Origin of the sequence: Chryseobacterium sp. OV279 (assembly GCF_900128945.1) — a bacterium.
Taxonomy (GTDB): Bacteria; Bacteroidota; Bacteroidia; order Flavobacteriales; family Weeksellaceae; genus Chryseobacterium.
This window is the reverse complement of the sequence record NZ_FQUD01000006.1, coordinates 192,619-219,353: the sequence shown is the minus strand read 5'-3', so window position 1 is coordinate 219,353 and position 26,735 is coordinate 192,619. Positions and strand designations below refer to the sequence as shown.

Here is a 26,735-nt window from a genome sequence, read left to right as displayed (position 1 = left end):
TTAGTAAATCGGCTGTAGAATCCGAAAACTGTTGAATTTTTTATATGAAAAAATATATTTTAGGTCTTTTTGCTGTAGCAGTTGTTTCTTCATGCGTAAGCCAGCAGGAAAGAGCAATGAAGAGTGCTGACAAGAATGTAATCTTAAAGGCAGCGAATGAAAATTTTACCAAAAAGAAGTGGAAAAATGCATTGGCTCTATATGACAGGTTGACTAACCTTGTAGCGGGAACAGATGATTTTCCTAACGTAGGTTTTAATACTGCTTATGCCAATTACTATGACAAAAGCTATAAACTGGCAGGACACCAGTTTAAAAACTTTGCCGTAAACTTCCCGAAAGACCCAAGAGCTGAAGAAGCTGCATATATGTCTGCATTATGCTACTATGAGGGTTCTATGGATTATAATTTGGACCAGTCTACAACAGAAACAGCGATCAATGAGCTTCAGGACTTCCTGACGAATTATCCTAATTCTGAGAGATCTAAAAATATCAGCCAGCTGGTGGATGAACTGTCTTATAAATTAGAATTCAAAGCATATGAAAATGCAAGACAGTATTTCAAAATGGGGGAGTATAAAGCGGCTAACGTGGCTTTAGAAAATGTATTGGAAGATTTTCCAAGTACAAAACTTCGTCCGAAGATTTATGATTTTATCATGAAATCCCGTTACGAACTGGCTTCAAAATCGGTCTATGAACTTAAAGGGGAACGTTTAGAAAGCGCTTTGGCTTACACCAAACTAGTAGAAAAAGAACTTCCGAATACAGAATATTCCAAAACAGCAGAAGATCTGAGAGGAAAACTGGAAAAAGAAAAAACCAACTTTGCAGTTGTAAAAAAACAAAATGATGCAAGAATTGCAGCATTAACGGCAAGACAGAAAAAAGAGGCTGAAAAGACGGCGGAAAAAAATAAAACGGAGCAGCAGATCAAAGATCAGATCAGCAACGAAAAGAAGGCAATGCAGATCCAGAGGGACAGTGCGGCACTTAGTACCCCTCCTCCGGCGGCCACTTTCAAAATCCAAAGATAATTCGTAAATTTGCCATCTTAAAATAAAATAATTTTCTCAAAATGAGTGTAAAAGATACAAAAGCAGAAGTAAATACTATTACTTACGATAAAGACAAGATTGAAGATAAAGTAGGTTCAATCTATGAAGCTATTGTTATCATGGGAAAGAGAGCAGAGCAGATCAACGCGGAGATCCGTACGGAGCTTCACAATAAATTAGACGAGTTTGCTGTGCACAATTCTACATTGGAAGAAGTTTTCGAAAACAGAGAACAGATTGAAATCTCTAAACATTACGAAAAACTTCCTAAGCCTACTTCTATTGCTATCGAAGAATGGCTGAATGAAGATATCTATTTCAGAAAGACAGAAGACAGAAAATAATTATTTTTGTTTTTAATCATATGAAGGTCATAAAGGAATTCAATTCTTTTATGACCTTTGTCTGTTTGTACCCGTCTTTGTGCGAAAAAATAAGTAATTTAGTATTTCAAAAATTAAAACTAAATGAGTGTTTCCGGTAAAAAGATACTTATCGCTGTTTCTGGAGGAATTGCGGCCTATAAAATCCATTTCCTGATCCGGGATTTTGTGAAAAAAGGTGCCGAAGTTCAGGTGATTATGACACCCGATGCGGAACAGTTTGTAACGAAACTAAGTCTTTCAACGCTTTCAAAAAAGCCTGTATATTCAGATTTTTATAGTGATAACGGTACCTGGAACAGTCATGTGGAAATGGGCCTTTGGGCAGACGTCATCATCGTTGCTCCGTGCACGGCCAATACATTAGCCAAGATGATTCACGGAATGTGTGATAATCTGTTGATTGCCACCTATATGTCCGCGAAATGCCCCATATTTATCGCTCCTGCCATGGATCTTGATATGTATGCGCATCCTTCCACCAAACAGAATCTTGAAATGGCAGAAGATTACGGACATTTTATCATTCCTGCAGAAAGTGGTGAGCTGGCCAGTGGTCTGATCGGGCAGGGAAGGATGGCAGAACCGGAGACGATTTTCAAAACCGTTGACCAATTCTTTGCTTCTCAAAATCACAGCAAAAGCCTTGAGGGGAAAACCGTGCTGATTACGGCGGGTCCTACTTATGAAGCTATTGATCCAGTAAGATTTATTGGGAATCATTCCTCAGGGAAAATGGGATTCTCTCTTGCGGAAGAAGCATCTAGAAGAGGTGCTAAGGTGATTCTGATCTCAGGACCAAGCTCTCAGACAACCTATGATAAGAATATTGAACTCCATAAAGTAACCTCCGCCAAAGAAATGCTGAATAAAGTTTTTGAATTTTATGACCGTGTGGATATTGGTATTGCCAGCGCTGCAGTGGCAGATTACGCTCCAAAAGAGGTTGCGAAAGAAAAGATTAAAAAGAATGATGATAATTTAACCATCGAACTGGTGAAAAATCCTGACATTCTTAAAACCATGGGTGAAAAGAAAACCCACCAGTTTCTGGTAGGATTTGCTCTGGAAACCCAGAATGAAGAGGAAAATGCCAAAGGAAAGCTGGAGAAGAAAAACCTTGACATGATCGTCCTGAACTCCCTTCGTGACGAAGGAGCAGGTTTTAAAAACGACACCAATAAAATCAAGATATTTACCAAAACAGGAAAACAGGAATTTGACCTGAAATCCAAAGATGAAGTTGCTAAAGATATTCTGGATTTTGTTGAGATGCAACTTAATCAATCATTGTAAATTTCGATTAAGCTTACTGTTTTTCAGCTATAATTAAAAAAATATCAAATAGGAATCCTATTTTTTAGACACGACTTAATTACCAATATGAGGTATCAAGAAAGTATATACAAATTTGGGGCGGCTTAACTTCAGTTAAGCCGCCCCAAATTTGTATAAAATATTGATGATAAATTATTTCTTTATCAATTTACTATTATATGTTTTCAAATTTGTAATAATGTTTAAAAAGTATATGCCTGTAGGTATGCTTTGTATGTTTATTAGCTGACTATTATGTGTGGAAATTTGTCTGCCATTAGCATCATATATCATCACTTTTATAATTCTTTCCTGATTGCTTAATTTAATATTAACTTCGGTACTTGCAGGATTAGGATATAGCAATATTTTATCACTATTAGTCATATTCTCATCATGGACTCCTAAAGTGTTTATAAGGTCTGTGATGAAAAGTTCCTCACCATGATTATTATACTGATCTATGCTGAAATAAATTTTAGAATTATGAGTATATAAACTTTTCATCCAAAGATAATTTGGCTGTTGCAAAACCTGATTATTTATAGTAAAACTAAGCTCCTGATAATTTCCGGGATCTCCATTAGTTTTAAAAATCTTTTGTAAAGAATTTAGTCCATATATTTCATTGTTCATGCAATTGAGCTTAGAATAACTTTGAGCTCCTGTGGTTATGAAAACTGAACCAGATGCTGTTCCATCGGTTCTGAATAATTTTTGACGATGGTAATCAAGAAAATAAGCAAAATTTCCACACTTTTTAACATTATAAGCTCCTTCAGAATTAATTTGTGTAATAGTCTGGGTATTTTGTAATGTTCCATCGGTAACGTTCAGTGCAGTAATAAATCCATTACTCGTTCCGGAGAAGAAGTATAATTTATTGTTTTTAATAAATGACTTTCCATCTATATTATAATATGAATCTTTTACAAAACTCACTAGATTAGCGGTTTCATCAATATAATAAAGTTTTGTATTACTGAAACTATTATTAGGATTATCAGAAAAGAATATTTTATTATTTAATAAGCCTAAAAAGCTATTAAATGTATAAAAATTATATAAATCAGTAATCTTAATTGTATTAGCTATTGTACCATTAGATTTCCAAATTTCTGTTGAGGAATTATTTATCACTTTAAAATATACACCAGAATCAGTTTTCACAAAATCATTATCAACATTATTTACGGAAGGCATATTATTGACAGGTCTTTCCACCAATAAAGTGAAGTTTGTTGCGCTATTATCCAAGCTCCAAATTCTCATATAATTCTCAGAGCTATTGAATGTTTTAATCAGAATTTTATTATCATTTAAAGAATAAGTACCATAAATTTTTTCATTTAGTGGCGGAGAAATTTGTTGAGTAGAATTATTTACAGCATCAGTTCTTATCAGATTATTGCCATGAAAGTAAAGAAAACTTCCTGAAACAGTAACAGGATTATATCCCTCAATATTATCTGGCAAATATTCTTGTAAACCAGTGCTGAGTTTTACGATGTTACTATTGGAGTCTATCTTGTAAACTTGAAAATAGGAGCCGTCCCGAGCTAAAAAATATACTTCTCCATTTAATTCTGTATAAAAACGAGGAGTTCCGTGATCGGCGTAGATCAAATCCTTTTCAACTTTTGAAATATTGCTGGAGGGATTATAGGAAAACAATTCAGTATTTTTATAAGTGGTATAAAAATCTATGTAGGAATCAATATATCCGGAAAATAATAACTTGTTTTGATATTCAATGAATTTATTATCAGGCGTGAATTTAATATTTGTTTGTAATAGATTAGTTCCATCAAAAAAATATATTTGTGAAGTATTGTTGTTATATTCTCTTAATGCTAAATAGTTTCCATTGTTACTAGGAGCAATTGTTTGAAGAATAGGACCCGAACCATTATTTAATGTATTTACCTGATCGTTTTGGTCAACATGATATATGCCTGTATCTGTATCTATGTAAGTTTTATTTCTGAAATAAGTAAGTTTATTAATATTGGGTATATTGTTATATATCTGATTTGTTCCTATAGTTGTTCCGTCAGTTTTCCATAAGTCTCCGTTTACTTTGAAAAGGAGGCTATGGTAATTTTCAAAATCAAAATTATAAAAATTTGAATTGTTACCTAAAGTATAAAACTTTACAGTATTAATATCACTGCCATCCGTACTCCATAACCCCAAATTAAAATTATTATCTCTGGCGATAAATACAATCTTATTATTGAAATTATACATCTTTTCACCATACTCAATGGAAGAATCAATACCAGGATTAATGTCTTTAACAACAGTTGTACCAGCTATAGTGCCATCTGTTTTCCATAATTCTCTGCCGGATATATTGTTAGTACCAAAAAAGAATACATACCCGTTGCTTTCCTGTAAGTAATTTCCAATGCTATTCACATTGTTAATTTGAAAAGTGCCGGCTGTAGAACCATCACTTACATAAAGCTTTTGTTGGAATACAAAATACAGTTTATTATTTAGGACTTTAGCAATAATATTATTGGACGAAGAGTAGTAAATGTTGAAATCTTTAACTTTTGAGGTTAAATTTGTTATCAGGTCAGTAGACCATAATTGGAGATTAGAGTTATCAGATGCAAAATAATATACTTTATTATCTAGTTTGTAGAATTCATTCTTGAGCATACCGTCCCCCGAGCCACTATTAATATTCTTTATGATTTCTGCCGTTTGGGTTTGTAAATTATACTTGTGTGGTTCATTTCCGTTACCAGTATTTGCTGCAAATACCAAATTGTTTCCCACTTGTAATAATCCGCTAGGTTCAGATCCAGGGAAAAAATTGGTTTCTTTAAGATAAGCATTAATTGGGGTTTGAGATTTAATTATAAGTAAACCTGTTAATAAGATGATGAAGATAATTAGTTTTTTTTTCATATTTAAAGTGTATAATTGTACTTAGCTTAAAAAGTGTTGGTGAAATATTGTTAAAATTGAATTTAAATCTAATTTCTGTCAATGTATTTCACGTATTTTTTCATGTGGCGAAATTGAGAAAAAATATGTGAAATAGAAAATGTGTTTGAAAAATTATTACAAAAATCAGTTTATTATTTTCCAATTTTAATAAACCATACATAGAGTTTTTAGAAATTGTCTTTACTCGTGTAACTATCTTAATAATAAAAAATTGTTTTTTCTATCTTTTAGCATTTATTATAATATTTTTGTTGCTAATCAATGGCTAATCCGGATTTAGATTAATTCCTGATATTTTTAGGGTACTAAGAATAATTTTAATAAATTTCCGTTCTCAATTTTTAATAGATAATGAAAAAAATCATAAGCTTATTCTTGCTGTTTTTTATATATAATCTGAGTTTTTCCCAGGAACTGCTTGCAACAGTACAGATCAACGCCCAACAGCTGGGAGGAAGTAACCAGCAAGCCTATAAAGCGCTGGAAAAAAGCCTTAGAGACTTTATCAACAATACCAGCTGGACCGGAAAAAAACTTCAGAACTTCGAAAAGGTGAAGTGTAATTTCTCTGTTGTAATAGCTGAAAGAGACGGAAACCGATTCAAGGGAAGTATTGTGATTCAGGCAGTACGTCCGGTTTATAATACAAGCTATGAATCACCATTAGTCAATCTTCAGGACAAAAGATTTGCATTTGAATATGTGGAAAATGAAAACCTTGTATTTAATGAAAGACAGTTTTCAGGAAAAAATCTGATTGATGTAGTCAGCTTTTATGTTTATGTGATCTTAGGCTATGATGCAGACAGCTTCCAGTCTATGGGAGGGACACAGTGGTTCTCAAAAGCGCAGCAGATTGCTCAAAATTCGCAGAACAGGAACTATGAAGGATGGAATGTCATCAATGAGCCGCGAAGCCGTACCATACTCATCAATGAGATCATCAATCCGAATTGGAGCCAATTAAGATCTACGATGTATACCTATCACAGAGCAGGCATGGATAATCTGTTCAATCAGGATCAGACCGCAGCAAAAAAAGTAATCTTTGATGCACTTATGCAGCTGAAAATGTATGAAAACTCATTCCAGCAGTCTTATTACTTCAATTTATTTTTAGACAATAAAAGTGACGAAATTTTCAATGTTTTCAATTCCGGAAACAATGGAGGACTTGTCATCAATGACCTTAAGCAGCTGATGATGATCTTTACGCCCAAATATTCTGAGAATAAATGGAGCAAGTGGAAATAAAATCTGCCGGCTTTAGCCATTGAATACCGAATACTAAATTCTATATTTGCATTACTTAAAGTAATCAGCTAATCCATGCTTTCGAGAATTTACATTAAAAACTTTGCCCTGATTGATACCCTTGAAGTATCACTGAATAACGGTCTGCAGGTAATTACCGGGGAGACCGGAGCTGGTAAATCCATTATTTTGGGGGCTTTAAGGCTGATCCTTGGTGAAAGGGCAGAAGTAAAATCTATTTCCAAATCGGAAGAGAAAAGCATTGTAGAAACTGAATTTGATCTCAATAACCAGTTCAAAAAATTCTTTATTGAAAATGATCTGGACTATGAGCATCACACCATCATCAGAAGGGAAATTCTTCCTTCGGGTAAATCAAGGGCGTTCATCAATGATGTGCCGGTGACTCTTGATGTGCTTAAAGAACTGTCTTCAAAACTCATCGATATTCATTCCCAGTTTGAAACTTCGAACCTTTTTACGTCAGAATATCAGTTTAAAATTATTGACGGACTTTCTGAAAACAAGAAGGGCATTGAAGACTATCAGAATGAATTTTCTGACTATCAGAGTTTAAAAATACAGCTTAAAAAACTTCAGACCCAGCTTTCTGAGAACAGAAAAGAAAGCGATTACAAAGATTTTCTTCTGAACGAACTGGAAGAACTAAAACTGGATGATGTAGATTATGAAGATCTTCAGAATCAGTTGTCTATTCAGGAAAATGCGGAGATGATTTCCGAAAATCTCGTACAGATCCTGTCGAGATTTCACCAGGAAGAAGTGGGAATTCTGTCGTTTTTTAACGAAGCTAAACATAAACTTTCCAGAATTGCAGAAGTATCCAATGGTTTTTCAGAACTTGATGAAAGACTTGAAACCTCTTTTGTAGAGCTGAAAGACATCATTTCCGAACTTGAAAATGAATCGGAAAGAATAGAAATCAATCCGGCCAATCTCGCGATCCTTGTCGAACTTAATAATAAGATTAATGCCTTATTTCTGAAGCATAGTGTCTCTGATCTGGATGAACTGAAAGCGCTCAGAGATCAGCTGGCAGGTGAGCAGAAAGGCGCTTCGGAACTCGAAGATCATATTGCGGAGATTGAAGAAAATATTTCCAAAAAAGAAAAAACGCTTCAGGCTCTTGCTGAAAAGCTGTCAAAAAACAGAAAAAAATCCGTTCCTGTCTTCATTAAAAAAGCAGAAGGACTTCTGAAGAAATTAGGTCTTGAAAAAGCAACCGTAGATATTGAACTTCAGGATACAGCGGAGTTCAATGCATTCGGAAAAGAAAATATACAGTTACTCTTCCAGGCCAATTCCGGTTTCCCTTTAAAACCGATACAGACGGCTATTTCCGGTGGTGAGAGATCCAGGGTAATGCTTGCGGTAAAAAAGATCATTGCAGAGAGCGATGAACTTCCAACCCTGATTCTGGATGAAATTGATACCGGAGTTTCAGGAAAAGTAGCCGAAGAAATCGGTAATCTGATGAGAGAAATGTCTGCGGATATGCAGCTCATCGTTATTTCCCACCTCGCACAGGTTGCTGCCAAAGGAAACGACAATTACAAAGTCGTAAAACGAGATATTTCCGGTAAAACACAGTCTACCATCATTCCTCTGAACGACGAAGAAAAACTCAATGAAATCGCCCAGCTTCTGTCCGGAAGCAAAATTACTGAGGCTGCACTGGCACAGGCAAAAGAATTGATTGGCTAAAAAACTGTAACATATTTTACTTTATATTGACTAATATAAAAAAACTAACATATGTTTCTAAAGTTCCTAAGACTGGAAATCAAGAGCTTTTTCCGCGGTACTTCTGTAGGCGTGAATCTGGCCATGAAGATCCTTCGTTTTATAGGAATCCTTTATTTTATGGCCTGTCTGGCTGGAGGTGCTTTTGCGGCGTTCTTCTACGTACGGGACGAAATGCATCAGGATCCTTTAAAAGTCGTTTCAAAATTTTTGATAATTGCATGGGCTGCCGACTTGATTTTCAAGTACATTTGGCAGGAAATGTCTACCCAGAATATCAAGCCGTTCCTGACGCAGAATATTCCTAAAAATACGCTGGTCAATTATATACTCGTGAAAACCTTTCTTTCCGCATTGAGCTGGCTGAATTCCTTGTTCTTCATCACATTTTCGATCATTGCGATGTTCAATGGATACAGTATCGTGGGTATTTTAACCTGGTTCATCGGGATTTCGTTCTTGTTTTATCTGAATAATTTTATCAATATCCTGTTCAATGATAAAGAAACGATTGCGATAATCATAGGCTGTATATTTGCCGGAGTGGGTGCGCTTAGCTATTATAATATTGTGCCCGTACTTTTTTACTCTGAGAAATTTATTTATAGTTTCTACCAGATTCCTTACTGGATTATCGTTCCAATTGTTCTGTTCTTTGGCTTATGGCGAATATGTTTCAGCTATGTTCGTAAAGAATTCTATCTGGATCAGGGACTTGAAGCGAAGAAGCAGTTTGGGAAAACCGAAAACATTGCCTTCTTAAATAAATATGGCGTTATCGGAACATTTATCAACAACGATATCAAAATGCTGAGACGGAATAAAGTCACCAAAGGGATTCTGATCGGAAGCTTTTTCTTCCTTTTCTACGGATTACTGATGTACACTTCCGTGATTTATAAAACGCCGGCCATGATGATGTTTATGGGACTGTTTGTGACCGGAGGCTTTCAGTTTCTTTTCGGGCAGAGGGTTCCTTCTTTCGACAGTTCTTATTATCCGTTAATGATGACCCTGAACGTTCCTTACAAAGAATATCTTAAAGCAAAATGGTGGTTAATCAACATCATGACCGCAGCTTCAATCATCATTGCGTTATTTTATGCCTATTTCGGGTGGGAACTTTATATCACATTTTTTGCGGCAGGGATTTATAATATAGGGGTGAATTCCCAGCTTACTCTTTGGTCCGGGGCATTTAATAAAACCCAGATCGATCTTAATTCAAAAGAAAAAAGGATAGGACAGAAAAACAGTTTTAATCTGAAAGCTATGCTGCTTCTGATCCCGAAAATGTTACTTCCAATGGGCGTTTTTGCTCTGTCAAAATACTTCTTCGGAATCACAGCAGGCGTTGTAAGCATTGCAATTCTGGGACTTGTAGGATTTATGCTGAGAGAAAGAATATTCGATATCATCGTCAAACAATACAAACGCGAAAAATACAGTACGCTGGACGCATTTAAAAACAAAGACTAAATTATGATTACCATCAATAACTTATCCAAGACCTACGGAACTGCTACAGTTCTTAATATTGAGCATCTTGAAATTCCTAACGGTGAAACTTTTGGGCTGGTAGGAAATAATGGAGCCGGAAAAACCACGCTTTTTAGTCTTATGCTTGACCTGATCCAGCCTACGACAGGATTTGTAAGCATCGAGGATATTAAGGTCAATGAATCTGAAGCCTGGAAAAACAAAGTCTCTGCTTTTGTAGATGACACTTTCCTGATTGGTTATCTGACCCCTGAAGAGTATTTCTACTTCATTGGCGAATTGAGAGGTCAGAATAAAGCTTCTGTAGACGAATTTTTAAAACCTTTCCATGATTTTTTCAATGGAGAAATTCTTAATTCTGGAAAATATGTCCGTGATTTATCAAAAGGAAACCAGAAAAAGGTTGGAATCATCGGAGCTGTCATCGGAAATCCGGAAATTATTATCCTGGATGAACCATTTGCGAATCTGGATCCTTCCACGCAGATCAAGCTTAAAAACTTAATTAAAGAACTTTCGAAGCAAGACGGAGTTACTTTTCTGATCTCTAGCCATGACCTTTCCCATACGACAGAAGTCTGCAACAGAATTGTCGTCGTGAATAAAGGACAGCTTGTGAAAGACATCAAGACCAATCCGGAAACATTGAAGGATCTTGAACAGTATTTTGCAGATCAGGTGTCTGCGCCGGCAGAAGTTTAACTGATATAAAAATAATGAGTATAGAATCCCAAAACGTCACAGACTATCCTAACAGCAACACTATTTTCATGGTGTGGAAACTGAATGGCAGCCCGCAGCTGAAAGATGTTTTCCAGCAGCTTTGTGCTTTGGTTCTCAATCTTAATAATTCGGCTTTCAACAGGTTTCCCGATAGTAGAGTAAGCTGTGTGATGGGAATTGGTGCTGAAGCCTGGAAAAAACTGGAACTTCCGACACCGTTGCCGAAAGAGCTGATCAGTTTTGAAGAAATTAAAGGCGTAAAACATACGGCCATTTCTACGCCCGGAGATCTTCATTTTCACCTGAGAGCAGATAATAAAAGCCTTATTTTCGATATGGCGATAGAGATATCAAAACTTTTGAGCTCCGTTGCCGAAAGTATTCTTGAGATCCATGGATTCAAATATTGGGATGCCCGTTCCATTCTCGGTTTTGTAGACGGAACTGAAAATCCACACGGAGAAGACCGCGATTATTTTGCGAAAATCGGCGATGAAGATCTTCAATATAAAGGCGGCAGCTACTTATTTGTTCAGAAATACCTTCACAATATGGATGCCTGGAAGGGGCTGTCCACAGAAGAGCAGGAAAAAGTGATCGGACGGTCAAAAGAAAATGATATAGAAATGTCGGATTCCGTAAAACCATCCAATTCCCATATTGCTTTGGCTAATATTGAAGGGGAAAACGGGGAAGAACTTAAGATTGTAAGAGACAATATGCCTTTTGGAAACCCTTCTTCCAATGAGTTCGGGACTTATTTTATTGCCTATTCCAGTACATTCAGCACAACGAAGAAAATGCTGACGAATATGTTCATCGGAGATCCGCCGGGCAATTACGACAGAATTTTAGATTTCAGTACAGCCGTTACCGGAACGCTTTTCTTTGTTCCTACCAGAAATATGCTGGATGAATTTTCAGGATAAGATATAAAAAGGCCGGAACTTGTTTCCGGCCTTTCCATCAATTATTTTAAATAGGATCTTCCTCTATCGGTACCGCACACATATCAACATGCACCATACACATTCCCTGGCAGGGATTGTCTGTAGGAACACTACAGCATGCGTAATAACCGTTGTACTGGACAAGATACCAGTTCGGTGGGCAACGTGGAATAACGGCCCCTCCGAATACGTCTTTCAGGTTGGCTCTGTTGAATTTTTTTAGATTTTTCATAGTAAAATAGTTGAGTTAGAGTTTCATCTTACATCGGTTCACTGGAACACATTCCCTCAGGAATAAAGCAGAATTTTCCTTTGCATGGATTTCCTTCAGGTGGCATATTCAGGCAGCATGCATGATAGCCGTTAAACTCTACATGAACGAGATTGTTCGGGCATGTATGTCCTCCCATTACTTCTCTTAAATGATCTCTGTGTAATTTTTTTAAATTTTTCATAAGGTTAGTTTAAAATGTATTTATATCACTAATATAGGAAAAAATAAAATTATAGCCTATGTTTTTATAAAAAATTGTACGTCAGTGTTTTACTAAAAATAAAAACCCCAGAATTTCTGGGGTTTTCTTATTGTTCAATCTATTTAAATGTATGGGAAATTAAAGTTGTTATGGTCTAAAACATACTACAAAGCATTTTTATTAATTCTTAAATCACACTTGATATATTTTAAGGGATCTCTTAAAAATTAATGCTGAATAGTAACTTCCAGCCTCCATCTTCCATCTCCCAAACCTTTATTTAAGGCTTCCTACCATATCTTCCGGCTTCACCCATTCGTCAAACTGCTCAGCCGTTAAAAAGCCAAGGCCTACCGCTTCTTCTTTTAGAGTTGTTCCGTTTTTGTGGGCTGTTTTTGCAATCTTCGCTGCATTTTCGTAACCGATGTGGGTGTTTAAAGCGGTAACAAGCATTAATGATTTGTCTACCAGTTCTTTAATTCTCTCATGATTCGGTTCAATACCTTCCGCACAGTGATCATTGAATGAAATACATGCATCCGCAATTAACTGAGCAGACTGAAGGAAGTTGTACGCCATAACAGGTTTGAACACATTAAGCTCATAATTCCCCTGAGTACCTGCAAAAGAGATCGTCGTATCATTTCCAAGAACCTGAGCGCAAACCATGGTCATTGCTTCATTTTGCGTAGGATTTACTTTCCCTGGCATAATAGAAGATCCTGGTTCGTTCTCCGGAATATGAATTTCCCCGATTCCCGAACGTGGCCCTGAAGCCAGCAATCTGATATCCTGAGCTATTTTGAATAAAGAAACAGCCAGTTGTTTTAAAGCACCGTGAGATTCCACAATGGCATCGTGAGCAGCCAGAGCTTCAAATTTATTCTCAGCCGTAACAAACGGGTGATTGGTAAATTTCGCGATATATTCAGCGACTTTTACATCATAACCATTTGGGGTATTAAGTCCTGTACCTACAGCAGTTCCGCCTAAGGCAAGTTCAGAAAGGTGAGGAAGGGTGTTTTTCAACGCTTTCAGACCATATTCAAGCTGAGCTTTATAGCCTGAAAATTCCTGTCCAAGGGTAAGAGGAGTCGCGTCCATAAGGTGGGTTCTCCCGATTTTTACAATATCTTTAAATGCTTCTGCCTTTGCAGCAATTGTATTTTTTAATTTTTCAACAGCCGGAATCGTTACTTCCACCACTTTTTTGTAAGCAGCAATATGCATCGCCGTTGGGTAAGTATCATTGGAAGACTGGGATTTGTTCACATCATCATTCGGGTGGATTTCGGATTTATCGCCTAAAGTTCCGCCATTGTTCACATGAGCTCTGTTGGAAACCACTTCATTGATATTCATATTGGACTGTGTTCCTGAACCTGTCTGCCAGATCACCAGAGGAAACTGGTCGTTAAGTTTTCCTTCCAGGATTTCGTCACATACTTTAGCGATCATATCTCTTTTTTCTGCGGGAAGAACACCAAGATCTGTATTGGTATAAGCAGCTGCCTTCTTTAAAAATGCAAAAGCTTCAATGATTTCGTGAGGCATAGAACCCTCAGGTCCGATCTTAAAATTGTTTCTTGAACGTTCAGTCTGTGCTCCCCAAAACTTGTCAGCAGGCACCTGAACTTCTCCCATAGTATCCTTTTCGATTCTGTAATTCATTGTGATTGAAATTTTTATAAAGTTAATCATAAACGCAGAATCCCGCAATTTATAACCATTATAAATATCAATATGGATGAGTGATTTTACTCATGTTTTTTTAAGGATGACGTATTTTTGCACAAACAAAAATTGAATGGATTTTAGATATCAGGATCCGTATCCGATCCAGAAAGATGATACGGTGTATAAAAAATTGACATCAGACTATGTAAAGGTTGAACAATTAGGAGAAAGAGAGATCTTAACCATTGATCCGAAGGGACTGGAGCTTTTGGCCGAAGAAGCTATGGCGGATGTTTCTTTCATGCTTCGTTCTTCTCACCTTGAAAGTCTCAGAAAAATCATCGATGATCCGGAAGCTACAGATAATGATAGATTCGTTGCTTACAATCTCTTGCAGAATGCTGCTGTGGCGGTAGAAGGAGCTCTTCCTTCATGCCAGGATACAGGTACAGCTATTGTCATGGGTAAAAAAGGAGAAAGTGTTTACACCGGAGTGGATGACGGAGAATACCTTAGCAAAGGAATTTACAATACTTATCAGAAAAGAAACCTTAGATATTCTCAGGTGGTACCTTTGACGATGTTTGACGAAAAAAATTCAGGTTCCAATCTTCCGGCACAGATTGATATTTATGCCAAGAAAGGAGACTACTACGAATTTTTGTTTTTAACGAAAGGAGGAGGATCTGCCAATAAAACATTCTTATATCAAAAGACAAAATCATTATTGAATGAAAAGTCTCTTGAAGCATTTGTAAAGGAAAGAATCTCAGACCTTGGAACGGCTGCATGCCCGCCTTATCACTTAGCTCTTGTGATCGGGGGAACTTCTGCTGAAGCCAATCTTGCTGCTGTGAAAAAAGCGTCTGCAAAATATTACGACAACCTTCCGACAGAAGGAAATGAAGGCGGACAGGCTTTCAGAGACCTTGAATGGGAAGCTAAAGTTCAGAAAATCTGCCAGGAAAGTGCTATTGGAGCACAGTTTGGAGGGAAATACCTCACCCACGATGTAAGAGTGATCAGACTTCCGCGTCATGCTGCTTCCTGTCCTGTAGGAATGGGCGTTTCATGTTCTGCAGACAGAAATATCAAAGGAAAAATCACAAAAGAAGGTATTTTCCTTGAGCAGCTGGAAGAAAATCCAAAGAGATTCTTACCGGATACGCCGCCACACCTGGAAGAAGCTGTTGAAATCAATCTGAACAAGCCAATGCCTGAGATATTGGCTGAGCTGTCTAAATATCCTATCAAAACAAGATTAAAATTAAACGGAACACTGATCGTTGCCAGAGATATTGCTCACGCAAAAATCAAAGAGATCATCGATAGCGGACAACCGATGCCTGAATATTTCAAAAACCACCCGATCTACTACGCAGGACCTGCAAAAACTCCGGAAGGAATGGCTTCAGGAAGTTTCGGACCTACCACTGCTGGAAGAATGGACGTGTATGTAGACGAGTTCCAGAGCCACGGCGGAAGCATGATCATGCTGGCGAAAGGAAACAGAAGCAAAGATGTGACCACAGCTTGCGGTAAATACGGAGGCTTCTATCTGGGATCTATCGGCGGACCGGCAGCGATTCTTGCCAAAGACAATATTGTCTCTGTAGATATCGTAGACTTCCCTGAATTAGGGATGGAAGCGGTGAGAAAGATCGAAGTAAAAGACTTCCCGGCATTCATCATTACGGACGATAAAGGCAATGACTTCTTCGCAGATCTTGCCCATTAATTAGTTTAAAATCAAAATAAATTAGAAAATAGGGCTTGTATGTTTTGTGTACAACGCAAAAAAGTCCTATTTTTGCCTAAAATCTTTAAGAGAATGATAACGATTTTATCAGCATTTTGGCCGTTCTACCAGTTCCTATGGACTGTATTCTTTATAATTATGTTCTTAGTAGGGTTCTGGTGTATCTTCATGTTCTTCGGTTTGGTAATCCCAATGTGGTTAACTGAAGGTCTGAAAGAATATTTCGGAAAAGTAAAACCTTTTGATCCTGAAGATATCAGAAGAAAAGAACTTAATGAGCAGGAAGGCGTAGAAGTAGTCTTCAGCAATCCTAAAGGAAACGGACCTTTCCTACACGATCACGGACATCATCATTAATTGACTGTCATTGCTTTTTCACCTTAATTCTGAAAAAGTAATATCAAAGCAAAACAACATATATAAACCGCTTAATTTTTTAGGCGGTTTTTCTTTTTATTAGCCGTTTCTAAGTTTTTCCGGAGAAACGCCGAATTTCTTTTTGAATGCCCGTGTGAAGTTCTGAACATATTCATATCCGCATTCAATAGCAATTTCTTTGATCATAATACCTTTGTCGATGATCATTTTCTTCGCTTTCAGCATTCTCAGTTCTGAAATATAATCGGAAACCGTCATCTGATATTGGGCTTTAAATTCTTTCCTGATTTTATTCTGATTGATCCCCGTAAGCTTTCCGATATCTTCCGCACGGATATTCTTGTGATAATTTTCATCAATGAATTTTTTGATCACAAAAGAAGTTCCCGGCTCGTTCTGTACGGTATTTTTTTCATTGAACTGTTCAAAAATTAAAATCAGAAGCTTAATGATCTTGGCTTCGACAAATAACCGCTGTACCATTCCTTTTTTTGAATAACTGATCAGCTCGTTCAGGATCATATGCATTTCCACAGTCATATAAGGAGGCGTTCTTTGATGAAGGAAAATATAATTGTTCCGGATCATGTTTTCCAGAATATCTGCATTTTCCTTGCTCGATTCCGGATCGATGAGGTTAAAAATATATTGATAATTAATCTGAATCTGAAAATATTTTAAAGCTTCCTGGCTTTCTGTCCAAAGCTCTGCGGTACTTTCCTGAGATGAATAATGAAGGATATACTGGTTTTTCCTGAACAGAAATTTGGTCTCACAGTCATTGGCTTCCAGTTTAATATTGGGACTCAGCAGAAAAAGCAGGCTGAAACTTGCCCTGCTTTCAATCATATGCAATCTTGAAAACTTTTCAGGCTGTGGGTCTTCCTGCATGACGATCTTGATGTTGTCGGAACTGAATAACAGTCCACTCCTGGAGAGATTCTTCATAGGAAATGATTTTACGGGCATGGTACAATTTGAAACAAAAGCCTTACATCAGATAACAAAAAGTTTGGAAATGATAACTCAGGGTTAAGAATGTAAAGTAATTTTGCGCAAAATTAAATTAAATTTAGAATAATTAAAAATAATATTAGATATGTTTCAAAATTTACATTTTGCGATCCGTAAAATAGGAGCAGGTTTAGCCTTGCTAACCATCGCAGGAAGTTATCTATATGCCCAGCAATGGGAAGATGTAGGAGGTGCGCAGGGAGTTTCAGCAGGAGGAAGCAGTTATAACAATCTGGCAGTAGATCAGGCTGGAAACTATTATCTTTCTTATTATGATACCTCAGTGGCTAAAGGTTCTGTGCAGAAATTCAACGGGACTTCATGGTCTTATGTAGGGGGAACGGCAGGAATTACAGAAGGGACAGCAACCTTTAATTCATTATCTCTTGACGGTTTGGGAAATATTTTTTACACCAATCAGGTAGGATATCCGGGATCCGGAATTGCAGTTCGTCAGTTTAATGGTACTTCATGGACACAGCTTGCAAAAGCTACGGAATCTGCGGCTAACTATCATGCTTCTGCGGTTTCTCCGTCTAATGTACTGTTTACATTCGGTGGACAGAACTCAGGAACTGTACAGCGTTATGCAAACGGAGCCTGGGAGCAGGTAGGAAATACTGGTTTTTCAAACGGAGCATCATTTGCAGAAATGGTGATCGGATCCAATCAGAAAATTTATACATGCAATATCGCATCGGGTGTAAGAGTATATGAGAACAGTACATCAGCGGTAGCTACAGATACGTGGACACTGGTGGGAGGAACAATCGTAGATGCGGCTTCTTCTTCTGAGCAGTATACCTCTGATATTGCGATAGATGGTAATAATAATCTGTATGTGGCTTATGTTGCCAGTTCAGCGAATGGTCAGAAACTTAACGTTAAGAAATTTAACGGAAATGCATGGATACAGCTTGGTCAGGCTGATTTTTCTAACGGAAGAGTACAGCATGTAGCGATTACAGTGACAGCATCCGGAGAGCCATTTGTAGTAGCCAGCCGTTTTGAAGACAACGACTTATTAAGAAATACGGTTTATAAATTCGATACTGCTGCGCAAAATTGGGTAACCTACGGTGGAGATTTCATTTCCACAGGAGAAGCTAAGTATAATGACCTAGCGATTGATAAGGCGAATAACTACTTAGTACTTGCTTATTCCGAAGATGGTACCAAAGTGAAAAGAATTCCACTGAACGGAACGCCTCCGGGATGTACCAATACAGATCCTGGAAGCAATGCAGGAGATACGGGTTGTGTAACTTTTACTTACCGTGGACAAACGGTAACGTATTCGACGGTAAGAGGAGCCGAGGGAAACATCTGGATGCAGCAGAACCTTGGAAGTTCCCAGGTAGCAAATTCATTAGGAGATGAAGCATCGTACGGAGATCTTTTCCAGTGGGGAAGATGGGATGATGGCCACCAGCTGAGAAATTCGGCTACGGCAGCACCTACAACACCGAATTCACCGGACGGACTGGCTGGTTCTGGTGCTTTCATCATCGGATCATGGTGGAGTACTTTTGCCGCTACCGACAAATGGACCGCTTCCAATGCAGCGAATGTTTCCAACAATGTAGGAGCAGATCCCTGTATGGCAGTTGGGCCGGGTTGGAAAATGCCTTCCCAGGCTGAATGGGCAGCCGCTGTAGAGTCGGATCATATCGCAAATCCGGGAACGGCCTACAATAGTTACCTGAAACTGCCTGCATCAGGATACAGAAGTTCTTCCAACGGAGCCCTTACATTTGCAGGGCAAAGAGGATATTTCTGGAGTTCTGACACCTCTAATTCAGGAGGAAAATACCTATACATAGGGTCTACTATTGCGAATCCTTCTTCAGGAGCGATGAGAGGACAGGGATCCGCGGTAAGATGCATCAAGACGGGTTCGGCTTTAGGAACATCAGATATCATCAAAAATACGTCAGCAGTAGGATTCTATCCAAACCCTACGAACGGTGTTCTTAATATCAAAGCAGATGCACTGATCGAAAGTGTCAGTGTTATCAATATGGTAGGACAAAAGCTGAATAATATTCAGTTTTCCAATAACCAGATCAATATGAACGGACTTCCGAATGGAATTTATATTGTAGAATTAAAGTTAAAGAGCGGACAGGTTTTTTCTAAGAAAATTATTAAAAACTAAGTCCCGATACGTTTGATTGATCAGCAGGGGCTTTTTTAGGAAAGCCCTTTGTTATAAAGGCATAAATTGATTTATTTTAAAAAAAGTTCATTACAATTACTTTTATCGTAAAGGCTCATGAAATTTTTCATGGGTCTTTTTTTATGACTTATTTTTTCACTGTGAAATGAAGTATAAAAAAGAAAATTAATACTATATTAGATAAAAATAAAGAAATGAAGAAGTTTTATTCCCTTGTTTATCTGCTTGTTGCAGCGTTGGTTTTCGGGCAGATTAATTATACCGTTACTCCCAGTCCGTTCAATGAAACGGATGTGATTACCCTAACCATTCCGGGAGACCAGATCGATGAATCAGCGTGGAATGTTTCAAATAATGCCATTTACATCTGGTCATGGTCATTTGATACCAATTATCAGAACAGCCAGGATTGTCCTACCAACGGAAGCTGGAACAGTTCCAGTGATCTGAATAAACTCACTTACAATTCAACTGCAGATACCTATTCCTTAACCATGACTCCAACAGCTTTTTTCGGAAGAACGGGAATCGGGAGGTTTGGATTTCTGCTAAAAGATAAAACGGGCTCCCATCAGACCTCCCCGGATATTTTTGTTAATGTTGGTCTTTTAAATTTAACGCTGACCAACCCGGCAGCGAATAGCCTGACTACAATTCCGGCAGGAACGTCTGTTAATATTACAGCGACCACTAATGTAGATGCGACGTTTCAGTTAAAGGCAAACGGAACGGTTGTGAATACGGCATCTGCTCCTTCACAATCTTACACCTATAGCTATACGGTGTCTCAGGATGCCAGTATGGAACTAGTTGCTACTGGTACAAATTCCAACACAAAGAGTGCTGCATTTCTTCTGCAGATTCCCCGGACAGTAGTTTCGGAAGCTATTCCCGGCTGGATCAGGCAGGGGATTAATTATCATTCTTCAGACCAGACGAAAGTGGGACTTGCCCTGTACGCACCTCATAAAAATTTTGTACACGTCATCGGAAGTTTTAATAACTGGGCGGTGAATGATACCTATTTAATGAAAAGAGATACTGCCAATCCTGATCTTTACTGGATTGAATTAAACGGATTGACTCCACAGCAATTATACACTTTCCAATACAGAACCAATGATCTTAAAAAAGTGGCGGATCCTTATTCACCGCAGATTTTATCGTCCTATGATGATCAGTGGATTTCAAGCACAACGTATCCCAATTTACCTCCGTTTCCTGCAGGTCAGGGCTTTGAAGTTTCAACCTTTAAAACCGGTCAGACTCCTTACAGCTGGCAGGTGACCAATTTTCAGAGACCGGCAAAGGAAGATTTGGTGGTGTATGAATTATTGCTGAGAGATTTTACACAGGAAAAAAACTGGCAGTCACTCATCAATAAGATTTCTTATTTGAAAAACTTAAATATCAATGCCATTGAGCTGCTTCCCATTATGGAATTTGAAGGGAACTTATCATGGGGCTATAATACATCTTTTCACTACGCGCTGGATAAAGCGTACGGAACGCCTGAGAAATTCAAAGAATTTGTAGACCTGTGCCACCAGAACGGGATCGCAGTTATTTTAGATATCGCTTTTAATCATGCAACAGGACGTTCTCCACTGGCCAGACTGTGGAATATAGATCCTGATGGGGACGGTTTCGGGGAGATTGCGGCCAACAACCCTTATTTCAATCAGGTTCCCAAACATTCCTATAATGTATTCAACGATTTTAACCATACAAGTCCTTCAACTCAATATTACGTTGAAAGAAGTCTTCAGCAATGGCTAACCGAGTATCATATCGATGGATTCCGTTGGGATTTAACGAAAGGTTTTACCCAAAACTGTTCTGAAAATGATGAAGCCTGTACCAATGCTTACCAGCAGGACAGAGTAGATATTATGAAACATTATGCAGACAGGCAGTGGGCGATAGATCCCAATTCTTATATGATTTTCGAACATTTGGGAACAGATGCAGAAGAACAGCAGTGGGCGAACTACAGAGTTGCTGAAGGAAAAGGCGTAATGCTGTGGAATAAGCAGACAGATCCGTACAATCAAAACACGATGGGATACACGGAGAACAGCAATTATGACAGAATGAATCACACGCTTCACGGTTTTACGAATATGCATGCTGTAGGATACGGAGAAAGCCATGATGAAGAAAGACTGATGTTCAAGAATCTTTCCTACGGAGCGGTGAACGGCGGCTACAATGTTACCAATCTGAACACAGCCCTTGAAAGAATGAAGACATTCGGGGCGACTTTCTTTACCATTCCCGGCCCGAAAATGATCTGGCAGTTTGGAGAACTGGGGTACGAATTCAGTATCAACCGTTGTGCAGACGGAAGCATCAACAGTGGTTGCCGTACGGATGAAAAGCCGGTTGCCTTCACATTGGGCTATGATACCAATGCAAACCGAAAAGCGGTTTATGATACCTGGGCTAAAATTATCAATATCAGAAAGACTTATCCGGTTTTCAAGTCAAAAACCTATACCATAGAATCCAACAACCTTACTAATGATCCTGCGGGTCTGATCACTAGGATTTATGTGTACGATAATGCCATAAACGGAGTAAAGAATGTGGTAGTTCTGGCTAATTACAGCACTTCGGCGCAGAATGTTATCCCCTATTTCCCATATGCAGGACAATGGCAGAATCTGATGGATCAATCGATCTCAAATTTTGCCTCTACAACAACTCCGGTTATGCTGCAGCCGGGAGAATTCAGAATTTTTGGAAATTACGCAGGAGCGTTGTCAACAATGGATGTGAATGCTGCCAATAAATTATCCCTGCAGATTGCAGATAATCCTGTGAAAAACGGCTCTGCAAAATTAATTTACCATAAAGCGAAGAACGGAGAGATCGTCATTTTTGACTTGAGTGGTAAAAGAATGGATTCCTTTAAATTAAATCAGGAAAACGGAACCTATGAACTCAAAGCAGATTATCCACCCGGAACCTATCTCGTTCATCTCCGTTCTGAAACTGGTACAGCCATTCAGAAGATGATCATTCAATAATACAGACAAAAGGGGTAATGAAAATTATCCCTTTTTTATTTTTTTTGACCCTGAATTTCTCAGGTGTTCACATCTTAATATTCACCTGTAGATTATACTGAATCAATAGCCTGATTAGACGCAAACTCCTGTGTACAAATGAGAAACCTGTGGTTAATTTAAATTATTTCCGGATGATTATTTCAGCAATTCCTCTTTTGGTCAATTAAAAATATTAGTCTACTTTTGCAGTAGATTTATCAAGAAAGGTGGAGGGATTTGGCCCTATGAAACCTTAGCAACCTGCACGTCTCTAAAAAGTGTAAAGGTGCTAATTCCAGCCCATTGCGGGGAAGATGAGAAAAGTCACTATTCTGACAGCAATTCCATTTCTTGAAGTCTTTTTATTAACTGCGGATCAGGTCTGCGGAAGCATTTTATTATTAATTTACAAGAACGAAAGATGAAAAAATTAAGTCTGTCTGTGATACTCCTGGGAGCTGTTTTAGTGAATGCACAGGAGCAGGAAAAAGGAACTCAGATCGAAGACGTGGTAATCGTAGGAAACCGGAATGCGAAAAGAACAAAACTGGAAACACCGGTTCCCGTAGACATTATCAATATAGAAAAGCTGCAGAAATCTGCTCCACAAACTACCGTTCAGGACCTTCTGAACTATGTGATTCCGTCATTTAATACTGTGCGACAGTCTGCTTCAGATGGGACGGAGCATATCGATCCGGTAACTTTAAGAGGAATGGGACCTGATCAGGTTTTGGTCCTGATCAACGGCAAAAGAAGACACAGCACTTCATTGGTCAATTATCAGAATACGGTAGGAAACGGGTCTGTAGGAACGGATCTCAGTACCATTCCCGTGATCGCTATCGACAGGATTGAAGTTTTAAGAGATGGAGCCGCAGCTCAATATGGCTCAGATGCTATCGCAGGAGTGGTGAATATTATTCTCAAAAAAGACATCGGAGCATCAGCTTCTGCATCTTACGGAATCAGTGGGAGAAATGATGGGGAAACCTATCAGGCAGGAATCAATTATGGATCTTCTCTGGGTAAAAAAGACAGCTATGTGAATCTTTCACTACAGCTGAGTCACCGGGGAAAGACAACAAGAACTCAAAATCATGATCTTGACATCTTCGGGGAAAATTTTGCGTATGAATTTGCAGATGACCCGGAAGGAGCAAGGGCACTTGATGATCAGAAATTAAGAGAAAGAGGACTTACGCGTGATGATTTTAATTTTCAGATCGGCGATGCACAGATCAGACAGGCGCAGTTATTTTTTAACTCCGAATATCCGTTAAGTGAAAGTCTGAAACTCTATTCTTTCGGAGGCTTCAGTATTAAAGAAGGAAAAGGTTTTGGTTTCAGAAGACTTCCAGGTGAAACATCCAATGTGGTATCTTCTATTTATCCCAACGGCTTCCAGGCTTCTCTGGGCTCGCAGGTTTATGATTTTTCATATGCTGTAGGCGCAAAATACAATGTGAATAACTGGTTCGTTGATTTAAGCAATACATTCGGAAGCAATACATTCAATTACAATGTTAATAATACAAACAACGCTTCATTAGGCGCAAAATCACCCACCAGCTTTTATGCCGGAGCACACAGTTTCCTTCAGAATACGGTTAATCTTGATGTGTCTAAAAATATAAATCAGTTTAATATTGCATTTGGTGGAGAATTCCGTTTTGAACAGTATGAGATCAAGCCGGGAGATGAAGCATCTTACACGCGCTATGACATCAATGGAAATCCTGCCGTTCCGGGTTCTACAGTGGTAGGAAATGGAGGTTCACAGTCGTTTATTGGTTTTTCACCGGATAATGCTGTGAAAAAATCAAGACATTCAGCGGCGGTCTATGCCGATGTTTCTTATGATATCGCTAAAAAGTTGAATATAGACCTGGCTGGAAGATTTGAAAATTATTCAGATTTTGGAAATACGTTGAACGGAAAACTGGCGGTGAGGTATGAGTTTGTAAAAAACTATGCAGTACGGGCGGCTGTGGGAACAGGTTTCCGAGCGCCGTCACTTCAGCAGCAATATTTTAATAATTCCTACGCAGATATTTCTACTTCAGGATTGGGAATTGTAACCAAAGGAATTTTCAGGAATGACAGTGATGCGGCAAAAGCACTAGGGTTTGATCAATTAAAACAGGAAACTTCAGTAAATGCCAGCGCAGGATTTACGCTGAAACCTGCCAACAGATTGTTTATAACCATTGATGGATATTGGATTAAAGTAAAAGACAGAATTGTGATTACGAGTAATATCGATGATCCGAGATTGGCTCAGTACAATGTAGAGAGCGGAAGATTCTTCGCGAATGCCATTGATACTGAGACAAAAGGCGTTGATGTTGTGGTCACTTACGACTGGAAACTTGGTGGCGGAAATTTGAATATCAACTTAGCTGGAAATTATACGGAAACGAAAATCAAAGATTTCCATTTTCCTGAAAAGCTGGTGCCTACGCAGGATCAGTTTTTCGGACCGGATCAGATCAATATCATAGAAACCCTTTCACCCAAGACAAAAGCTTCGCTGGGGTTGAATTATGCCATTGGAAAATTCAATTTCATGGTAAGAAATACGTATTTTGGTCAGGTCATCAGAGACGGTTATCCGTTCGGAAAAGTACAGAGCTTCTCTCCAAAGGTCGTAACGGATGTGAGTGTGGGATATGACATAACGAAAACCATCAATCTGACCGTGGGAGCCAATAATGTATTTGATGTTTTCCCGGATCTTCAGATCTATGCGAATTCCTATTATGGTGTGTTTAAATACGCACCGGTTCAGATGGGAACGCTGGGGAATTACTTCTTCGGAAGACTTAATTTTAATTTTTAACAGATCAATGAGTACTGCTACACACCAGATCGGCTGGAAAACCGCTGCTGCTATCGTCGTTTCCAATATGATTGGGACGGGGATATTTACGACTTTAGGTTTTCAGCTGTCTGATATTACCAATACCTACAGCATTTTCCTGTTGTGGATCATTGGCGGGATTCTCGCTTTGTTCGGGGCATTTTGCTACGCGGAGCTTGGATCCTATTTCAAAGGAAACGGAGGGGATTATATCTATCTCAAAGAAACTTATCATCCTGTTTTCGGGTATCTGGTCAGCTGGATCTCTCTGATTATCGGGTTTTCTGCACCGGTAGCTCTGGCTGCCCTGGCGATGTCAAAATACCTATCAGCTTTTAATTACACCTTTGGAAACGGTTTTGCGATCGGATTCATATTTCTGGTGGCTGCGACGTTATCATTCAGCCTCAAGACTTCCAGTAGGTTTCATAACTTTTTCACCTTTATCAAAATTGCTTTTATCATTGTTCTCGTCATCCTTGGCGTGGTACTTCCGGAGTCCGCGGCAGGAAACAGTCTGGAATTTGGAAACAGCTGGCAGGATGAAATCATGCTTCCCGCTTTTGCGACTTCGCTGGTTTTTGTCACCTATTCCTATACCGGTTGGAATTCCGCCTCATACATTGCGGGAGAAATAAAAGACGTTCAGAAGAACCTTCCCAGAGCTTTGATTGTGGGAACAGTTTTCGTAACGGTAAGTTATCTGCTGGTCAATTTTATCATGCTGAAACATGCGCCTGTAAGCCAGATGGCCGGAAAAGAAGATGTGATGGGCGAAGCAGCGGGTAATATGCTGGGAATCGGTTTCGGGAAAATCGTCAACATTTTTATTGCCCTGCAACTGATTGCGACGATCAGTGGTTATTTATGGGTCGGATCGAGGCTGACGCAGGCGTTTGCAAGGGAAAATCATTTATGGAGATCACTGGCAGTCAATAATAAAAAAGGTATTCCGGTGAGAGCCATTTTTGCCCATGCGGTGATTGCTTCGGTGATTATCCTGACGGGAAGCTTTAAAGAGATTTTTGTCTATACCGCATTTATTCTGCAACTATTCGCCAGTCTCTCTATTTCTACGGTTTTCTTTCTTAAAAAAGATCAGCGGAAAATTTTTAAATCCAATCTGTTCTATATATTTCCTGCCGTTTTTCTGCTTTTCAGTATCTATATCCTCTATTTTACCCTCATCCATAATCCTAAAGAAAGCATCATAGGACTGGGGATTGTAGCGTTTGGACTTGTTTTATATGTTGTGGATAAAAAGTTTTTTAAAAAGCCCTCTGAATAATGATTCAATAGAACAAGGTATTTGTCTTTTAGTGGAATTTTAAGCTAAAACGGCATTTAATTATCTTAAAAATATCATAAACCTAAATGGTTCAAAAAATTATGCTGATTTGATTGTATAAAGGAATTTTAA

The 26,735-nt window shown here is 38.4% G+C and carries 19 protein-coding genes and 1 riboswitch; of the genes, 14 read left to right on the top strand and 5 right to left on the bottom strand.

Translation table 11 applies throughout. The features are described from left to right. The first annotated feature begins 44 nt into the window (after window positions 1-44). The 3 genes from BUA72_RS23620 to coaBC all read left to right on the top strand — a co-directional run bounded on the left by BUA72_RS23620 (window position 45) and on the right by coaBC (window position 2,740). Window positions 45-1,040, top strand: a complete 996-nt coding sequence (locus BUA72_RS23620; RefSeq protein ID WP_072925712.1) for an outer membrane protein assembly factor BamD — start codon at window positions 45-47, stop codon at window positions 1,038-1,040. A 41-nt stretch (window positions 1,041-1,081) separates the two neighbouring features. Then, window positions 1,082-1,405: a DNA-directed RNA polymerase subunit omega gene (locus BUA72_RS23615; RefSeq protein WP_027372958.1), complete on the top strand. Its 324-nt coding sequence runs from the start codon at window positions 1,082-1,084 to the stop codon at window positions 1,403-1,405. Window positions 1,406-1,528: 123 nt separating this feature from the next. Continuing rightward, a complete protein-coding gene (coaBC, locus tag BUA72_RS23610) occupies window positions 1,529-2,740 on the top strand; it encodes a bifunctional phosphopantothenoylcysteine decarboxylase/phosphopantothenate--cysteine ligase CoaBC (RefSeq protein ID WP_072925709.1) in 1,212 nt (403 codons plus the stop codon). A 174-nt stretch (window positions 2,741-2,914) separates the two neighbouring features. Here the strand turns inward: coaBC and BUA72_RS23605 are convergent, their stop codons facing one another. Beyond that, the gene (locus BUA72_RS23605; protein WP_072925706.1) at window positions 2,915-5,683 is read right to left on the bottom strand and encodes a T9SS type A sorting domain-containing protein; all 2,769 of its coding nucleotides are present in this window, start codon (window positions 5,681-5,683) and stop codon (window positions 2,915-2,917) included. 393 nt (window positions 5,684-6,076) lie between these two features. Between BUA72_RS23605 and BUA72_RS23600 the strand changes: the two genes are divergently transcribed. From BUA72_RS23600 to BUA72_RS23580, 5 genes are all read left to right on the top strand, one after another. Continuing rightward, window positions 6,077-6,979, top strand: coding sequence for a type IX secretion system protein PorD (locus tag BUA72_RS23600; protein WP_072925704.1), 903 nt, complete (start codon window positions 6,077-6,079; stop codon window positions 6,977-6,979). A 75-nt stretch (window positions 6,980-7,054) separates the two neighbouring features. Next, the gene (locus BUA72_RS23595) at window positions 7,055-8,704 is read left to right on the top strand and encodes a DNA repair protein RecN (RefSeq protein ID WP_072925701.1); all 1,650 of its coding nucleotides are present in this window, start codon (window positions 7,055-7,057) and stop codon (window positions 8,702-8,704) included. Between the two features lie 51 nt (window positions 8,705-8,755). Further along, window positions 8,756-10,222, top strand: coding sequence for a DUF5687 family protein (locus tag BUA72_RS23590; RefSeq protein ID WP_072925699.1), 1,467 nt, complete (start codon window positions 8,756-8,758; stop codon window positions 10,220-10,222). Window positions 10,223-10,225: 3 nt separating this feature from the next. After that, a complete protein-coding gene (locus BUA72_RS23585) occupies window positions 10,226-10,945 on the top strand; it encodes an ABC transporter ATP-binding protein (protein ID WP_047452768.1) in 720 nt (239 codons plus the stop codon). Between the two features lie 14 nt (window positions 10,946-10,959). Continuing rightward, window positions 10,960-11,895, top strand: a complete 936-nt coding sequence (locus tag BUA72_RS23580; RefSeq protein WP_072925696.1) for a Dyp-type peroxidase — start codon at window positions 10,960-10,962, stop codon at window positions 11,893-11,895. A 46-nt stretch (window positions 11,896-11,941) separates the two neighbouring features. On the opposite strand, the gene BUA72_RS23575 is transcribed toward BUA72_RS23580, so the two are convergent. From BUA72_RS23575 to fumC, 3 genes are all read right to left on the bottom strand, one after another. Then, complete coding sequence (locus BUA72_RS23575; protein WP_072925694.1) at window positions 11,942-12,148, bottom strand: bacteriocin-like protein; 207 nt, start codon at window positions 12,146-12,148, stop codon at window positions 11,942-11,944. A gap of 28 nt (window positions 12,149-12,176) precedes the next feature. Continuing rightward, the gene (locus BUA72_RS23570) at window positions 12,177-12,371 is read right to left on the bottom strand and encodes a hypothetical protein (RefSeq protein WP_047452765.1); all 195 of its coding nucleotides are present in this window, start codon (window positions 12,369-12,371) and stop codon (window positions 12,177-12,179) included. A 297-nt stretch (window positions 12,372-12,668) separates the two neighbouring features. Beyond that, window positions 12,669-14,063, bottom strand: coding sequence for a class II fumarate hydratase (gene fumC, locus BUA72_RS23565; RefSeq protein ID WP_034726879.1), 1,395 nt, complete (start codon window positions 14,061-14,063; stop codon window positions 12,669-12,671). Between the two features lie 136 nt (window positions 14,064-14,199). On the opposite strand from fumC, the gene BUA72_RS23560 reads away from it, so the two are divergent. Together BUA72_RS23560 and BUA72_RS23555 are read left to right on the top strand one after the other, a co-directional pair. Beyond that, a complete protein-coding gene (locus tag BUA72_RS23560; RefSeq protein ID WP_034726880.1) occupies window positions 14,200-15,807 on the top strand; it encodes a fumarate hydratase in 1,608 nt (535 codons plus the stop codon). A 93-nt stretch (window positions 15,808-15,900) separates the two neighbouring features. Beyond that, window positions 15,901-16,185 carry a hypothetical protein gene (locus tag BUA72_RS23555; RefSeq protein ID WP_175548930.1) on the top strand — a complete coding sequence of 95 codons (285 nt, stop codon included), beginning with the start codon at window positions 15,901-15,903 and terminating at the stop codon, window positions 16,183-16,185. Between the two features lie 99 nt (window positions 16,186-16,284). Here the strand turns inward: BUA72_RS23555 and BUA72_RS23550 are convergent, their stop codons facing one another. Beyond that, the gene (locus tag BUA72_RS23550; protein WP_175548929.1) at window positions 16,285-17,154 is read right to left on the bottom strand and encodes a helix-turn-helix transcriptional regulator; all 870 of its coding nucleotides are present in this window, start codon (window positions 17,152-17,154) and stop codon (window positions 16,285-16,287) included. 151 nt (window positions 17,155-17,305) lie between these two features. Here BUA72_RS23550 and BUA72_RS23545 point away from each other — a divergent pair, with 151 nt between their 5' ends. The 4 genes from BUA72_RS23545 to BUA72_RS23530 all read left to right on the top strand — a co-directional run bounded on the left by BUA72_RS23545 (window position 17,306) and on the right by BUA72_RS23530 (window position 26,603). Next, the gene (locus BUA72_RS23545) at window positions 17,306-19,378 is read left to right on the top strand and encodes a T9SS type A sorting domain-containing protein (RefSeq protein WP_072925689.1); all 2,073 of its coding nucleotides are present in this window, start codon (window positions 17,306-17,308) and stop codon (window positions 19,376-19,378) included. Between the two features lie 215 nt (window positions 19,379-19,593). After that, on the top strand, window positions 19,594-22,431 hold the full coding sequence (locus BUA72_RS23540) for an alpha-amylase family glycosyl hydrolase (protein WP_072925687.1): 2,838 nt from the start codon (window positions 19,594-19,596) through the stop codon (window positions 22,429-22,431). Between the two features lie 233 nt (window positions 22,432-22,664). Continuing rightward, window positions 22,665-22,773, top strand: a riboswitch (SAM riboswitch). Window positions 22,774-22,873: 100 nt separating this feature from the next. Next, window positions 22,874-25,294 carry a TonB-dependent receptor plug domain-containing protein gene (locus BUA72_RS23535; protein ID WP_072925684.1) on the top strand — a complete coding sequence of 807 codons (2,421 nt, stop codon included), beginning with the start codon at window positions 22,874-22,876 and terminating at the stop codon, window positions 25,292-25,294. A gap of 7 nt (window positions 25,295-25,301) precedes the next feature. After that, on the top strand, window positions 25,302-26,603 hold the full coding sequence (locus tag BUA72_RS23530) for an APC family permease (RefSeq protein ID WP_072925681.1): 1,302 nt from the start codon (window positions 25,302-25,304) through the stop codon (window positions 26,601-26,603). Window positions 26,604-26,735: the final 132 nt, after the last annotated feature.

Excerpts from the sequence above, each read along its gene's own strand:
- BUA72_RS23620 (WP_072925712.1), top strand. The coding sequence starts at position 45 with ATGAAAAAATATATTTTAGGTCTTTTTGCTGTAGCAGTTGTTTCTTCA.
- BUA72_RS23615 (WP_027372958.1), top strand. The coding sequence starts at position 1,082 with ATGAGTGTAAAAGATACAAAAGCAGAAGTAAATACTATTACTTACGAT.
- coaBC (WP_072925709.1), top strand. The coding sequence starts at position 1,529 with ATGAGTGTTTCCGGTAAAAAGATACTTATCGCTGTTTCTGGAGGAATT.
- BUA72_RS23605 (WP_072925706.1), bottom strand. The coding sequence starts at position 5,683 with ATGAAAAAAAAACTAATTATCTTCATCATCTTATTAACAGGTTTACTT.
- BUA72_RS23600 (WP_072925704.1), top strand. The coding sequence starts at position 6,077 with ATGAAAAAAATCATAAGCTTATTCTTGCTGTTTTTTATATATAATCTG.
- BUA72_RS23595 (WP_072925701.1), top strand. The coding sequence starts at position 7,055 with ATGCTTTCGAGAATTTACATTAAAAACTTTGCCCTGATTGATACCCTT.
- BUA72_RS23590 (WP_072925699.1), top strand. The coding sequence starts at position 8,756 with ATGTTTCTAAAGTTCCTAAGACTGGAAATCAAGAGCTTTTTCCGCGGT.
- BUA72_RS23585 (WP_047452768.1), top strand. The coding sequence starts at position 10,226 with ATGATTACCATCAATAACTTATCCAAGACCTACGGAACTGCTACAGTT.
- BUA72_RS23580 (WP_072925696.1), top strand. The coding sequence starts at position 10,960 with ATGAGTATAGAATCCCAAAACGTCACAGACTATCCTAACAGCAACACT.
- BUA72_RS23575 (WP_072925694.1), bottom strand. The coding sequence starts at position 12,148 with ATGAAAAATCTAAAAAAATTCAACAGAGCCAACCTGAAAGACGTATTC.
- BUA72_RS23570 (WP_047452765.1), bottom strand. The coding sequence starts at position 12,371 with ATGAAAAATTTAAAAAAATTACACAGAGATCATTTAAGAGAAGTAATG.
- fumC (WP_034726879.1), bottom strand. The coding sequence starts at position 14,063 with ATGAATTACAGAATCGAAAAGGATACTATGGGAGAAGTTCAGGTGCCT.
- BUA72_RS23560 (WP_034726880.1), top strand. The coding sequence starts at position 14,200 with ATGGATTTTAGATATCAGGATCCGTATCCGATCCAGAAAGATGATACG.
- BUA72_RS23555 (WP_175548930.1), top strand. The coding sequence starts at position 15,901 with ATGATAACGATTTTATCAGCATTTTGGCCGTTCTACCAGTTCCTATGG.
- BUA72_RS23550 (WP_175548929.1), bottom strand. The coding sequence starts at position 17,154 with ATGAAGAATCTCTCCAGGAGTGGACTGTTATTCAGTTCCGACAACATC.
- BUA72_RS23545 (WP_072925689.1), top strand. The coding sequence starts at position 17,306 with ATGTTTCAAAATTTACATTTTGCGATCCGTAAAATAGGAGCAGGTTTA.
- BUA72_RS23540 (WP_072925687.1), top strand. The coding sequence starts at position 19,594 with ATGAAGAAGTTTTATTCCCTTGTTTATCTGCTTGTTGCAGCGTTGGTT.
- BUA72_RS23535 (WP_072925684.1), top strand. The coding sequence starts at position 22,874 with ATGAAAAAATTAAGTCTGTCTGTGATACTCCTGGGAGCTGTTTTAGTG.
- BUA72_RS23530 (WP_072925681.1), top strand. The coding sequence starts at position 25,302 with ATGAGTACTGCTACACACCAGATCGGCTGGAAAACCGCTGCTGCTATC.